The organism is Streptomyces sp. CWNU-52B, assembly GCF_047444975.1.
Lineage (GTDB): Bacteria > Actinomycetota > Actinomycetes > Streptomycetales > Streptomycetaceae > Streptomyces.
In genome coordinates this window covers 94,640-108,509 of sequence record NZ_JBLFJV010000024.1, presented here as the reverse complement: position 1 = coordinate 108,509, position 13,870 = coordinate 94,640, and the positions used below count along the sequence as shown (strand labels likewise).

The window sequence follows — 13,870 nt, the reverse complement described above, 5'->3', positions numbered from 1 at the left end:
GGACCAGCAGGAACGCGGTTCGGGTGCGGCCCGGTCACGGTCCGGTGGACTCGTCGAGCTCGGCCAGGAACCGTCCGGCGCGGTCGGCGAACAGATGGGCCTCGTGCTCGACGGACAGCGCTCGGGCCTTCTCGGCGGCGGCCCGCACGACGGCGTCCGGTTCCCCGCGAGCGCCAAGGAGCCGTGCCCGCAACAGGAGAAGAAGGCCCTCCGCGTAACGCTGGCCGCAGGTGTTGAGGAACTGGTCCGCCCGGTCGAGGGCCGCGGCGGCCTCGGCCGGCGCCCCGGCCGCCAGCCACATCTCACCGAGCAGCCCGTACCAGGTGGCGACACAGGAACGCGGCGGGTCGAGGAGGTTCGCCGTGATGATCCGCTGGGCCTCCACTGCGGCGCCCGCCGGATCGTCGCCGGTCATGGCCGACGCCCAGCACCGGGCGAGGCGCTGGTAGGTGCCGAGGAAGACGAACGAGAAACCGGGGTCCACGGCGATCCCCCGCTCCGCCGCGCGCGACGCCCACACCGGGTCCCCGGCTATCGACGCGGTCCTCGCCGACATGGTGGCCCAGACCGTGACCATGTACGGGTCCTCGCCCGCCACGTCCTCCAGCAGGTCGAGCAGGGCCCGCGCCGCGCCGACGTCGCCGTGCAGCGCGGTGGTCTCCGCGAGCATCCCGGTCATGAGCAACTGCAGGTCGTGCTTGACCGGGTTCTCCTCGCGCCGGGCGAGGTCGAGGACCAGGGGTCTGGACCGGCTGAGGTAGCGGAACGCCTCACCGATGTTGCCGACGTCCCAGTGGTGGATGCCCCAGGCCTGCAGACCACAGGCGAGCACGAACGGGTCGGCGGACGCCTGCCCCTGCTCCAGCAGCCGGCGCGCGAGCGGACCGCTGCGGTCGAGCTCGATGGCCTGGGCGTGGGCGGCCCAGCGGGAGTAGAGGAAACCGGCCGCCTCCGTCTCCCTGCCGAGGCCGCGGGCCAGGTGCTCGGCGCGCTCCAGCAGGTCGAGCGACGAGAACCCGTACATCGACCGCATCCCGACGACCGCGGTGAGCTGCGACAGGGCCGTCAGCTCCAGCTCCGCGAGGCCCGCCGTCCGCGCCACGTGCGCGGCCGACCTCAGCTGGCGCTCGGCGGTCTCGTACGCGGACTTGCCCGCCGCACGCCGCCCGGCGCGCACCAGGGTGGCCGCGGTGCGGGCCGGGTCGGCGAGCGGCCCCGCGGCCCACAGGTGGTGGGCGAGGCGCTCGGCGACGAACTCGCCGTCGGGGTCGGCGCCGTCCAGCGCGTCCGAGACGCTCAGGTGCAGCCGGCTCGCCCGCGACGGCGGTGTCGTCGCGGACACGGACTCGCGGACCAGGTCGTGCGCGAACCGGAACGAGAACGGATCCTCCGGCATGGACTCGAACATGCCGAGGACGCCCACGGGTTCGAGGCGTTCCAGGCAGCTCTCCACGTCGAGTCCCGCCACGCGGGCGAGCAGGCCCAGCTCGACGTCGCGGCCGATGAGCGCGGCGATCTGCAGCAGGTCCCTGGCCTCCCCGTCGAGGCCCGCCATCCGGTCGAGGACGACGTCGCGCACGGTGCCCGGCACCCCGGCCCGCGCGGCGGCGTCCTGGGTGAGTACGCCGCCGTCGGCGAGCAGCCGGGACAGTTCGCGGACGAAGAAGGGGTTGCCCGCTGTACGCGCGTAGATGCTGCGCGCCGCGTCGGGGCCGGGGTTCTGGCCGGTTTCGCGGCGGACCAGTTCGGCCACGTCGGCCACGTCGAGCGGGCCGAGCCGGAACCGGCGGTGGCCGGGCACCCGGCTGACCGCGGCGAGCATCCGGGAGAGCTCCGAGCCGGGGGTCGGCGCGCGGTCGCGCAGCGCGCCCAGGATCACGGTGCCGGCCGGCAGCCTGATCGCCACGTGCGCGAACAGTTCCAGCGAGGTGCCGTCCGCCCACTGGAGATCGTCGATCACGAGCACCACAGGGCGCTGGGCCGAGACCTGGCCGATGACGGCGACGACCTTCTCGAACAGCCGGAACCGCAGACCGCTGTCCGGCAGCACCGGCGCGGCGAGCACGTCACCGTGCGGCTCGACGAGACGGCCGAGCTCACCGGTGACCCACTGCTCCCGGACCGGGGCGGGCAGGCCGTCGAGGACCGTGCCGATCGCCTGGACCCACGGCCACATCGCGGGGGTACCGTCGCCGTCCAGGCAGCGGCCCCAGACCACCAGCGCCCCACGCCGCTCCGCCTCAGCGGTCACCTCTTCCAGCAGGCAGGTCTTGCCCACGCCCGGCTCGCCCTCGACGACGCCGATCGCCGTGCCGCCGGTGAACACCGGTTCCATGGTCTGCCGCAGCACCGCGAGTTCCTCGGCCCGGCCGATCAGTCCAGCGGCCGAACCCGCCTGCGCGGCACCGCCGTTGTCGCCCGTACCGCTCCCGCTGCTCCCGCTCTTCGCGCCGCTCGCACCCGTCACGGCCGCCGGGTGCGACGGGTGCGAGAGCGGCGACGGTAACGGCGACGGCTTCGTCGGCTTCAGCGACGACCGCGACCGCGACCGCTCGGTCTGCGTGAGCACCCGTCGGTGCGCGGCCCGCAGTGCCGGGCCCGGGTCGATACCGAGGTCTTCGGCGAGCCGGGCGCGGACCGTGCCGAACACCGACAGCGCCTGGGCCTGCTGGCCCGCGGCGGCAAGGGTGTTGATGAGGCCGGCCTGGACGGGTTCGTGCAGCGGCGCCATCGACGCGGCCAGGTGCAGCGCCGGGAGCACCCGCTCGGGCCGGGCCAGCGACACGGCGAGTTCGGCCGCCGCCGCGCAGGCGTCGTACAACTCGGTGTCCAGGGCCGTGAAGACCGGTACCGCGGTGGGTCCGTGGATCAGGCCGTCGCCCGCGGGGCCGTGCCACAGGCCGAGCGCCGCCGCGTAGTGGTCGAGCGCCGCTTCGTGGTGCCGCTCGGCGAGGGCGGTCGTGGCCGCCGCCACCCGCTCGCGGAAGGTGACCAGGTCGAGCATGCCGGGACCGGCGGTGAACAGATAGCCGTTGCCGCGGCGATGGAGGTACGAACCGGTGCCGCGGGCGGGTAACTCCGGTTCCAGTAGGCGGCGTAGGGCGCCGACGTACTTGTGGATGACGTTCAGGGCGCTGGCCGGGACATCCCTGTCCCACATCAGGTCGATCAGTTCGCTGGTGCTGATCGGCCGGCCCTCACGGGCGAGGAGCAGCGCGAGCAGATAGGCCTGTTGTCGCGGGCCCGTGTCCAGTTCCACGCCGTCGCGCCAGAGTCGTAACGGACCGAGGATCCGCAGCCGCAGGAAAGGATCTCCGTCCGGCCGGTCGTCGCCGTGGAACGGGACAGGACGGATTGGCACAGCCATGCCCACGGCCCCCGAGTGCACCGATACGAATGGTCTTCTGCGCGGAACGCATCAGCTCACGAATGTGCACGTCAGAGTTTACACGCGGCTGCGGTCAGGCGGTCAGGCCGCGAGATAGCCGGAGTCGAGTTCCGTACGCAGCCGGTCGCGGTCGATCGCCTTCTCCCATTTGCCGACGACCAGGGTGGCCACGCAGTTGCCGGCGACGTTCGTGAACACGAAGGCGGCCGAGAGGATGCTGTGCACACCCAGGACCAGGGCGATGCTGCTGACGGGGATGCTGTCCGTCGAACTCAGCGTCAGCGCCAGTACGGCGATGGCCGAACCCGACACCCCCGCACCGCCCTTGGAGGTCAGCAGCAGCACGAGCAGCAGCCCCAGTTGCGCGGTCCAGCTCAGGTCCGCTCCGGTGGCCTGGCCGAGGAACACGCTCACGGTGGCGAAGTACAGGCAGGTGCCGTCGTGGTTGAAGCTGTAGGCCGTGGGCAGGACGAGGCCCACCACGGGTTCGTCCACCCCGAGCTTCTCCAGCTTGGCGGTCAGCTGCGGGAAGACGCTCTCCGAGGAGCTGGTGCCCAGGACCAGGACCAGTTCCGCGCGGAAGTAGCGCATCAGCTTCAGGAGGCTGACTCCCGCGTACCGCGACACGGGCCACAGCACCAGCACGAAGAAGAGGACGACGACAAGGTAGAACACCCCGACCAGCCGCCCGAGGGAGAGCAGCGTACCCAGTCCGTACTCGGACACGGTGAAGCCGATGGAGCCGAAGGCGGCGAGGGGCGCGATCCGCATGACCTTGCGGATGATCCAGAACAGCGCCTGCTGCACTCCGCCGACCACGTCGAGGACGGGCTTCGCCCTCTCTCCCACGGAGGCGAGACCGCAGGCGAACAGCACCGAGAAGACGAGGATCTGGAGGATGCTGCTGTCGGCGAACGCCTGCACGGCGGAGGTCGGCACCAGTCCGACGAGGAAGTCGTCGAACCCCTCCGACTTCGCCGGTGCCGCGGTGGAGGCGCCGGTGTGCAGCGTCGAGGGGTCGATGTGCATCCCGGAGCCGGGCTTCAGCACGTTGACCACGACGAGGCCGATCACGAGCGCGATCGTGGTGATGACCTCGAAGTAGATCAGCGAACGCACCGCGATACGGCCGACCTTGCCGAGGTCGCGCACGCTGGCTATGCCGTGCGTGACCGTGCAGAAGATGATGAGCCCGACGACCATCTGGATCAGATGGATGAAGATGTCGCCGAGGAACTGGACGTGCTGCGCGACCGACGGCACCAGGGCACCGACGAGTACGCCGAGGGCGACTCCGGCGAGCACCTGGAAGGCGAGGTCGAGGTAGAACGGCTTGCGGGTTCTGCTGTTCTGCGGGGGCGCGTCCGATGTCGCGGGGGCGCCCGGGGAAGTGGTCTCGTTCATCGTTTCCGGTTTCTCCGTTGAATGTCCGGTGCCGATCGAATGTCTGGTGTCTGGTGGCTGCTTCGGGCGTCCGTCCCAGTCGCCGTCTTCAGTCGCGGTCCTCAGTCGCCGTCGTGACCCAGCAGTTCCCGGGCGGGGCCGAAGACCTCGTCCAGGTCCGGGCGGCGGGGCAGCAGGCCCTGTGCGAGGCAGGCGTCGATCACGAACTCGACGGGCCCGCGCAGCTCCTCGAAGCCGAAGAGCGTGGGGCGGGGCGCTCCCTCGGGACGCTCCACCGTGGCGTCCGCCTCGCGCAGCAGCCGGTAGACGTCCCGGATCGCGTCGGGGTGCTCGCGGCACGTCGCCGCCCGCACGGCCACCATGTGGTTGACGGGCATGAACCCGTGCTGTCGCCACCACGCCCTGTCCCGCTCGGCGGCGTCGGGGAAGACCGGGGTGAACTCCTCGCCGCCGGGCAGGTCGTTGCCGAGGACGGCGGCGTCGATCCGGCCCTCGCGCAGCAGGTCGGGAAGGCTCGCGGTACCGGTGGTGTGCTCGACGAACGCCGGGTCCTCGTACTCGGCAACGTGGGCGCCGTCACGGGTGATCCAGCGCAGGTCCTGGGCCGCCAGTCCGTAGTCCTCCGCGAGGTGGGCGCGGACCCACATGCCCGTGGTCTGGGTGAAGGAGCGGACCGCGACGCGCTTGCCCGGCAGCTCCGCCGGGGTCACCGGACGCGAGGCGTGGGCGATGAGGCAGCCGCGCTGGAAGCGGGAGGCCACCACGGCCGGGAGCAGCACCACCGGCCTGCCGTACGCGATGGCCTGGAGCGCGGTGACGACGGCCAGCTCGCTGACGTCGAAGGCGCCTTCGCGGACCATCGGGGCGAACGCGCGGTGGATGGGCGCGATCTCCTGGAAGTCGAGGCGCACGCCCGAGGCGCCGAGGGTGCCGTCCTTCAGTGGCGTGGTGTGCGGATGGTCCGCCAGGGCGATCCGCAGCGGTGTGGGCTCAGGCACCGGGGGCTCCCGCCGTGACGAGGGCCGGATAGAAGACCGCGGCCGTGCCGCCGAAGATCATGGACAGGTCGGCCGCCGGCAGGCTCGCGACCTGTTCCCGCGCCTCGGCCAGGATGCTCTTCGGTGTGCCCTCCGCCGCGGGGAAGTTGGACCCCCACGCGAGGCGGTTCGCCCCGTACGCCGCGACCAGGTCCGCCAGGAACTCGGCGGTCGTGGACTCGCCCGCGGCCGAGGCCGCCAGCGCCCGGTGGGTGAGTTTCAGGTGGACGCCGGGGAACTCCGCCAGGGCGAACAGCTCCTGAGCCAGCCGGTAGGGCCGGCCGTCGGACAGGTCGGGGCGTGCGCAGTGGTCGAGGAGGACCCGCACCCCGGGGAACCGCCGCAGCAGGTCCCGCAGCGCGGGCAGACCCTGGACCGTCATCTGCAGACAGACCGGGATGTCCTGTTCCTGCGCGTACGACCAGGCGGGGAAGGAGTCCTCGTGGCCCAGCCAGTCCGCCTGACCCGGCATCGTCGTACCGGTGGTGAACAGCCGGAAGCCGGAGAGGCCCTGGGCCTGCCAGTACCTGATCCGCTCGACGGCGTCCGGTGCCATGGCGTCGAGGGAGTACACACCGACGAGCCGGTCGGGGTGCGTGCGCACCGCCTCCGCGACGTAGCGGTTGTCGTGGCCGTACACGGTGGACGCCTGCACCACGACCGCCTTGGCGATCCCGGCTTCGTCGAGCGCCCGGACCAGCCCGGCGATGTCCACGGGGTGCAGCTGCGACCAGGTGGACTGCCGTCCCCCGAGGGGCGCGACCGGATATCGCTCGGTGTCCGGTGAGATGACATGGGTGTGCGTGTCGATGACGCTCATGCGAACCTTCCGATGTCGTGCGTATGTGTGCGAAGTCAGCGGCCCTGGCCGCGGAGCAGGGCGTCCAGCCGGGGATAGACCGTGCGGGCGTTGTGTTCCTCGACGGCGGCCAGTGAGGTGGCGGACAGCCCGGCCTGCTCCAGGTAGCGGCGGGTGTCGTCGAAGTGGTGCCCGGTGTCCGGGTCGACGGCGCGGACCGCGCCGATCGCCTCCGAGGCGAAGAGGAGGTTGCGGGCCGGTACGACGTCGAGCAGGAGGTCGATGCCCGGCTGGTGGTAGACGCACGTGTCGAAGAAGACGTTGCCGAGGACGTGCTCCGCCAGGTCCGGCTTTCCGAGCGCCGCGGCCAGCCCGCGGAAGCGGCCCCAGTGATAGGGGACGGCGCCTCCGCCGTGCGGGATCACCAGACGCAGGGTGGGAAAGTCGGTGAAGAGGTCGCCCTGGACCAGCTGCATGAACACGGTGGTGTCGGCGTTGAGGTAGTGCGCGCCGGTCGTGTGGAACGCGGGGTTGACGCTGGTGCTGACGTGGACCATCGCCGGGACGTCGTACTCGACGAGCTTCTCGTAGAGCGGGTACCACGAACGGTCGGTCAGCGGCGGCGCGGTCCAGTGGCCGCCGGAGGGGTCCGGGTTCAGGTTGACCGCGACGGCGCCCAGTTCCTCCACGCACCTGGTGAGTTCGGGTATGCAGGTCGCGGGGTCCACACCGGGCGACTGGGGCAGCATCGCCGCCGGCGCGAAGCGCTCCGGGTAGAGGGAGCTGACGCGGTGACAGAGGTCGTTGCAGACCTCCGCCCACCGCTCGGACGTGGCGAGATCACCGAGGTGGTGCGCCATGAACGACGCACGCGGGGAGAAGACCGTCAGGTCGACACCGCGCTCGTCCATCATGTCCAGCTGGTTCGCCTCGATGCTCTGCCGCAGGTCGTCGTCGCTGATACGGAGATCGGCGAGGCCGGGGGCCACGGCCGTGGCCGGGTCGTGGAACGCGGCGATCTGTCGGTCCCGCCACTCCCCCAGGGCGGCCGGAGCGGTGGTGTAGTGACCGTGGCAATCGATGATCATGTGCTTCCTTGCGGGGTGAGCCATGTGCGGCGGAGCAGGCGTCAACCTAACAGCGGACGAAATTGTTAACAATCTTATTGACGAAAACTTTGGCAAGCTTGTCGGACGCCCCGTGCGGCGCCGATAGACTCACCGGCGACCGAGCGGCAACGGACACTGCACGGCGGCATGGACGGCAGGGGCGGTACAGGTGCAGGTGCAGGACAAGCGAGTCACCGGTCAGGCGGGGCGGCGCGTGGTGGGGAGCGGCATCCGCCAGGCCCTGGCGGCGGGGGACATGGCTCCCGGACAGCGCCTCATCGAGCAGGAGCTCGCCGACACCTACCGCGCCACGCGCAGCGCCGTCCGTGAGGCACTTCAGGACCTCGCGGCCGAGGGGCTGGTCGAACTCGTCCCCCGCCGCGGCGCCCGTATACGCGTCGTCCCGGTCGAGGAGGCCATCCTCATCACCGAGTGCCGCGCCTCCCTGGAAGCCCTGTGCGCACGCCGGGCCGCCGCCCACGCCACCCCGGAGCAACGGGACCGGCTGCTGGGCATCGGCACCGCGATGCGGGAGGCGGTCGCCTCGCACGACCTGGACCAGTACTCGGCCCTGAACCGCCGGCTGCACGAGCTGGTGGCGGAGGCGAGCGGCCAGGCCGTGGCCACGAACCTCCTCGAACGCCTCAACGGCCAGATGGTCAGGTACCAGTTCCGGCTGGCCCTGCGCCCCGGCCGCCCCACACGATCACTCCCCCAGCACCTCGCCATCATCGACGCCGTCGCCGCGGGCGACGCGACCGCCGCCGAAGCCGCGGCCCGCGCGCATGTCGAGAGCGTCATCGAGGAACTCCGGGCGACCCCGAACCCGACCCCGCCGCCCGCGTAAGCACCGCGGGTGGCCCGGGTGGCCCGGGTGGCCCGGGTGGCGTACGGACGGTGATGTCCCGGTTGGTTCACGGCGTTGTCCCGGTTGGTTGACGGGATGTCTCACAGCGCCGGGCAGCGGCTAACGTTCCTTGCCGCAGACCGGTACACCGGTACGGCACCGGCCTGCGCGTCTTTCCGCTCAGAGAGCTTGCTCAGAGAACTTCACGGGGGTAGGTCGACATGGCCATGGGTGCCAGCACGTCGGGGATCGGCACATCGGGGATGAGATCTTCCCGGCGGCGAGTACTGCGGCTGGCCGGGGGCGGCCTCACGCTGGCGGTCCTGACGGCCGGAGCGGTCGGCTGCAAGGACAGCACGGGCTCGAAGGGCTCAAGGCACCCAAAGGGCTCCGGGGACTCTGGGGGCTCTGGGAGTTCCGAGAGCGACAAGCCGTCCGGCGACGGCACTGCCTCCGGCGGCGGCGCCCGCAAGGACGGGCAGGCCCCCGAGCCGCTGTGGACGAAGTCGACCTCCGCGCAGACCTACGGCGACAGCGACGAACTCGTGGCCGCGGGCGGCGTGGTGATCGCGAGCGGTGACCCGCTGGCCGCCCTCGACGCGGCGACCGGCAAGGAGCGGTGGTCGCTGCCGGACGGCGCGATCCCCGGAGCACCGATGCTGGTCGACGACGGCACGCTCTACCTGGCCAGCGGCAGGTACGACGGCTCCGTCGTCGGCTACGACCCGGCCTCGGGCAAGGAGACCTGGCGCAGCCACCTGGGCAAGGAGTACCGGCAGCCGAAGCCGATCGCGGTGGACGAGAAGCAGGTGTACGTCATCGCCGAGATCCTCGAGGCCGACGGCTCGTCCCGCACCAACGTGATCGCCGCGCTGAACAGCGCCACCGGCAAGCTGGTCTGGAAGGAACAGCGCGACCTCGGCACCGAGGAGAGCGGGATCCACGCCTCCGTCCGGGGCCGCCATCTCGTCTACACCGACATCAGGAAGAACCTCACAGTGCGCGACACCGCCACCGGTGAGCAGGTGTGGACGCACAAGACGGCGAAGACGAACTACGGCTTCTTCGCCGTCCACGAGGATCTGGTGATCGTCCCGCAGGGGCAGACGCTCCAGGCCTTCGGCCTGTCCGACGGCTCCGAGAAGTGGTCCGTGAAGACCGAGCACCTCACCACGTTCAAGGAGCCGTCCGTCGTGGCGGGCGTGCTCTACGTCGCCGACAGCAGCCGGACGCTGTGGGCCGTGGAGCCGGGGACCGGCAAGAGGATCTGGCAGTCCAAGGCCCTGGCGGACGCGGAGGTCCAGGTGCCCCGGCAGTACGTCACGGCGGGCGGCGTCCTCTACGGGGCCACGGAGCTCGACAAGAAGGGCGGTGTCGTCGCCCTCGACGTGAGGACCGGTGACCTGCGCTGGACGTTCAACGACAGGTCCGGCGACTACCACGCGTGGCTGGTGGCCACCGACGGCAAGCGGGTCTTCGCGCTGCACGGCAAGAAGCTGCACGCCCTGCCCGCATGACGGACGGCCCCCGGGGTCAGCCGTTCGGGGTCTGGTCGACCTTGAAGCTCATGTTGACCTTGCCGTCGACGACCGACGTCGCGGTGACCGTCACCCCGTACTGGCTGCCGTCCGCGGACAGTTGACAGCGGATGACGGCGTTCACCCGGGCCGGCAGGTCCTGGGGGCAGGAGAAGGCGTCGGGCTGCCGGCCCGCCTGCGCCGCCAGGGCGGCCTTGCCCTGGCGGGCGACCTCCGCCCTGGGCACCGACTCGCCGCCGGTACTGCCTCCGGTGCCGCCGCCCGTACCGGTGCTCGCCGCGTCGGTGGGCCGGGCGGGCGGCGAGGACGCCGGCTCGGCGGAGCCACCGGCGGCGGGGGCGTCGTCGACCTTGTAGCCCATCTTGACCTTGTCGCCGTCGACCGACTTCGCGGTGACCGTCATGCCCTGCTTCGCGCCGTCCACGGTCAGCTCGCAGCGTACGGTCTCGCCCACCTCGGCCTTGAGGTCGTCCTCGCAGGTGAGGTCGTCGATCTTCCCGCTGATCTGCTTGCTCAGGGCCGCCGAGGCCTGCTTCTCGACCTCGCCCCTGCTCACCTCTTTCGAGCCCAGGCTCGCCGAACAGCCCGCGGCGAACAGCACTGCCAGCGCCCCCGCTGTTACCCGAGCCGTCGTCCGGCTCCGCGCTGACTTCTGCATGGGACTCCTCGGGTCGGACGTTCAGATCGAAAGGCCCGGACGGGCGGTGGGCCCGCTCACGAGCGAAAGGGACGTGAGGCGGCGGGGACATGAGGCGGCGGGGACGTGAGATCGCACGCGCCCGCCCCGGCCTGCGCCGACCCCGCACGACGGGCACAGTAGCCCGCGCCGGTCGCCGAGCGTGACGGTCGTTCGCCCCACAAAGTCCGCGGGCCGGCCGAACCGAGGTCTACCTGGCGGGGGCGGCGGTGCCCAGCATCAGATGTGGCTCGCGTACGCCGGCCAGCCGGGCGAAGCTCAGGACGTACTCCCTGGTGGCGTCCTGCAACTGGGCCAGCTCCTGGCGGCACTCCATCGCCTGCGGCCAGTCGGACTCGCCCAGTTCGGGGTGGGCCCTCTCGAACTCCCTGAGCCGGGGATGCCACTTGGACAGGAACGGCCGCAACTGCTGGTTGAGCAGGTTCACCGCCAGGTACTCGACGGTGACGCCCTCCCCGTGCGCGGTGGGCCTGGCCGCCTTGAGGATGTCCCGCGTCGTGGCGAAGAGCCCGTACAGCGATTCGAGGGCCTCGCGCAGGAAGCCCTCGCCGTCGTCGAGGCGCTGGGTGGAGGTCCGGGTGACCGACTCGACGAAGAGCTGCCAGGAGACGGCCCGGGTGTGGTCGTTGACGACGAAGGTCAGCTCGCTCAGCTGCGGCACGGTGATCCGCACCTCGGTGAGGCTGGCCGTCCGGCGGTAGAAGTCGACCCCCAGCAGGACCAGAACGCCCAGCGCGGCACCGACGGCGCCGAACGCGGCAAGACCCTCGACGCTCCGCAGTCCGTACGCGGCCGCTCCGGCGCCACCGCCCCCGACGGCCGCGCCTAGGAGGCGCAGCACGCGACGACCAGAGAACCCGAAGATCACCCCAGAAAGTGTAGTCGTGAAATCACCTCTGCCGCAGGGCTGTTGGCACACCCCGGACCGGGCGCGGTGACGGCGGTTCGATCACCGGACTGAGATGATGGCGGCATGACGTCTCCGCCTGCTCCTGACGCACTCTCGGGCCGCACCCTCGCCGTGTCGGTCTCGCAGAGCCCCGACCTGGACCGCCTCGCACCGAGCGAGGAGCAACTGCGGCTGTCGCTCGCGCGGACCGCGCGGCGCGTCCTGGAGGCGGGTGGTCACCTCGCCTACGGCGGACACCTCGGCCCCGACGGCTACACCTCGGTGCTCACCGCCGAGGCGGCCCGGCACGGACGCGGGGACCAGCCGCTGCTGGTGTGCCTGGCCTGGCCGCAACACCGCGGGCTGCCCCTGTCGGACCTGCGGGCCCGGCTCGATCTCGGCACGGCGGGACGCGTCGTCTGCCTCGATCCGGCCGGGCGGGAGACCGACCCCGCCGCCGGACGCGGAGAGGCCGCCGAGAGCGTGGCGCCCGAGGTGGCCCGTACGTCGCTCACCGCCATGCGCCGCTACCTGCGGGCCCGTACCGACGGCCGGCTCCTCGTCGGGGGACGGCGCGCGGACTTCCAGGGCGAGCTCCCAGGACTGCTGGAGGAGGCCCTCCTCTCGCTGGCCCCCGGCGACGACGGAACCGACGCGGACCACGGAGGCCACGGGGACCCTCAACCGCTCTACCTGGCGGCCGGTTTCGGCGGTGTGACCGTCGACATCGTGCGCGCCCTCGGGATCGACGACTGCGCCTGGCTCCCCGGCGACCCGGACGCGGCCCCGGCCGACCCCCGGCTGCTCGCGGGCCTCGAACGGCTGCGCGCCCACGCGAAGGCCCCGAGGCCGTCCAACGGGCTTTCCCCGGAGGAGAACCGGCGTCTGGCCGCCTCCCACTCCCCCGACGAGATCGCCGAACTGGTCGTCCTGGGACTGGGACGCCTGGCGGACTGACGGACTGACGACGGGATTGACGGGCCGACGGCACCCGGAGGTGTCACGGTGCCGTCGGGCCCCTCTTCAGATAGGCCAGCAGCCGGTCGAAGTCCGCGCCCCCCGTGACGGGGTCGATCCGGTAGACGGAGACCGAGGCGGAACCGGGAAAGGCGGGCAGGTCCGCCACGGTGAACCTCGGGAAGACGATCCGCAGGAAGCGCTTCTGCCAGGTGCCCGCGTTGTCATAGACCTCGTCGAGCATGTACGCGGCCTCCCAGGTCGCCCCTCGGCCCGTCCCCTCCTGCTCCCGGAGCTCGACGCGCCGCTTGTAGGCGGGAGAGGCCACCGTCAGGATGTACTCCGCCGCCAGCAGCTCGGCGTGCATCCAGCGCAGCCAGTTCTGCGGCTCGTCGTCCACGTCCTGGTCGAACCGCACGTCGATGCCCCCGCGTTTCAGCAACGCGGCCAGCGACTTGGTCTCCTCGGCGTGCGCGGGGTCCGCCTCGTCGTGCGCGTACGAGATCAGGACGCGGGGCCGGTGTGCGGGCGGCGGGGTCTCCACGGTGGGCCGGGGCCCCGGCAGGACCGGGGGATCCGCCGGCGGGGGCACGTCGTCGGGCGGCAGCGGCGGGAGCGGGGAGGCCAGTCCGTCAAGGACCTGGTCGGCCAACTGCCCCAGGACGTTGCGGTAGGCGGACGAGTCCGGGTTCTCCCGCACGACCTTGTACAGCCCGTGCTTGTTGTAGCCGTCCGTCACGTCCCCGTCGATCATGCGCGGCCGGGGCATCCCGAGTGGCGGGGTGCCCGCGGTCCGCCAGCGGACCAGCACCCGCGTCGACTGGCAGGCCGGACGCCGCGGCGCGGGCACGCGGCCCAGCCGGTACTCGAACAGCTCCCAGTCGCCGAGACAGCCGCCGTCGTGGAAGTACTCCGACGACCACAGCATGACGAACACGTCCGCCCCCGCGACGCGCCTGCGGCGCTCCTCGGCCGGCACGGTGGGATCACATGTCCGGGCTTCGATCCTCCGGCCGAGCCGCCGGTTCACTTCCTCGGACAGATCTCGGTGGAAGCGCCCCGCGTACGAGGGATTCTCGGCGGCGCCGTAACTCGTGACGAAATAACTTGCCATGAACAACCCCCTTCACTCCCCCTTTGTCCCCGCACTCCCCCGTTTACGCCTGGGAGTCGCGGATGTTGGCCAATTGACGCCTAACCAGGAG

11 protein-coding genes are annotated in these 13,870 nt (G+C 71.6%); 3 read left to right on the top strand and 8 right to left on the bottom strand.

Translation table 11 applies throughout. The annotated features are described in order from the left end of the window. Positions 1–34 precede the first annotated feature (34 nt). The 5 genes from ACLVWQ_RS23680 to ACLVWQ_RS23660 all read right to left on the bottom strand — a co-directional run bounded on the left by ACLVWQ_RS23680 (position 35) and on the right by ACLVWQ_RS23660 (position 7,716). Complete coding sequence (locus ACLVWQ_RS23680; RefSeq protein ID WP_414111146.1) at positions 35–3,367, bottom strand: ATP-binding protein; 3,333 nt, start codon at positions 3,365–3,367, stop codon at positions 35–37. A gap of 102 nt (positions 3,368–3,469) precedes the next feature. After that, the gene (locus ACLVWQ_RS23675; protein WP_414111145.1) at positions 3,470–4,792 is read right to left on the bottom strand and encodes a cation:dicarboxylate symporter family transporter; all 1,323 of its coding nucleotides are present in this window, start codon (positions 4,790–4,792) and stop codon (positions 3,470–3,472) included. Between the two features lie 101 nt (positions 4,793–4,893). Further along, positions 4,894–5,790 carry a hypothetical protein gene (locus ACLVWQ_RS23670; protein WP_414111144.1) on the bottom strand — a complete coding sequence of 299 codons (897 nt, stop codon included), beginning with the start codon at positions 5,788–5,790 and terminating at the stop codon, positions 4,894–4,896. Then, the gene (locus ACLVWQ_RS23665) at positions 5,783–6,649 is read right to left on the bottom strand and encodes an amidohydrolase family protein (RefSeq protein ID WP_414111143.1); all 867 of its coding nucleotides are present in this window, start codon (positions 6,647–6,649) and stop codon (positions 5,783–5,785) included. Before ACLVWQ_RS23665 ends, ACLVWQ_RS23670 begins: the two co-directional genes overlap by 8 nt. Before the next feature lie 35 nt (positions 6,650–6,684). Beyond that, a complete protein-coding gene (locus ACLVWQ_RS23660; protein ID WP_414111142.1) occupies positions 6,685–7,716 on the bottom strand; it encodes an amidohydrolase family protein in 1,032 nt (343 codons plus the stop codon). Between the two features lie 196 nt (positions 7,717–7,912). On the opposite strand from ACLVWQ_RS23660, the gene ACLVWQ_RS23655 reads away from it, so the two are divergent. Both ACLVWQ_RS23655 and ACLVWQ_RS23650 read left to right on the top strand, forming a co-directional pair. After that, complete coding sequence (locus tag ACLVWQ_RS23655) at positions 7,913–8,584, top strand: GntR family transcriptional regulator (RefSeq protein ID WP_414111141.1); 672 nt, start codon at positions 7,913–7,915, stop codon at positions 8,582–8,584. 221 nt (positions 8,585–8,805) lie between these two features. Continuing rightward, on the top strand, positions 8,806–10,101 hold the full coding sequence (locus ACLVWQ_RS23650; RefSeq protein ID WP_414111140.1) for a PQQ-binding-like beta-propeller repeat protein: 1,296 nt from the start codon (positions 8,806–8,808) through the stop codon (positions 10,099–10,101). Positions 10,102–10,117: 16 nt separating this feature from the next. Here the strand turns inward: ACLVWQ_RS23650 and ACLVWQ_RS23645 are convergent, their stop codons facing one another. Further along, entirely contained in the window at positions 10,118–10,780 is a 663-nt protein-coding gene (locus ACLVWQ_RS23645) for a DUF4333 domain-containing protein (protein WP_414111139.1), read from the bottom strand. Positions 10,781–11,009: 229 nt separating this feature from the next. Then, a complete protein-coding gene (locus tag ACLVWQ_RS23640; RefSeq protein WP_414111138.1) occupies positions 11,010–11,660 on the bottom strand; it encodes a hypothetical protein in 651 nt (216 codons plus the stop codon). Between the two features lie 132 nt (positions 11,661–11,792). Between ACLVWQ_RS23640 and ACLVWQ_RS23635 the strand changes: the two genes are divergently transcribed. Next, positions 11,793–12,665: a hypothetical protein gene (locus ACLVWQ_RS23635; protein ID WP_414111137.1), complete on the top strand. Its 873-nt coding sequence runs from the start codon at positions 11,793–11,795 to the stop codon at positions 12,663–12,665. A 43-nt stretch (positions 12,666–12,708) separates the two neighbouring features. On the opposite strand, the gene ACLVWQ_RS23630 is transcribed toward ACLVWQ_RS23635, so the two are convergent. Continuing rightward, entirely contained in the window at positions 12,709–13,779 is a 1,071-nt protein-coding gene (locus ACLVWQ_RS23630) for a TIR domain-containing protein (protein WP_414111136.1), read from the bottom strand. Positions 13,780–13,870: the final 91 nt, after the last annotated feature.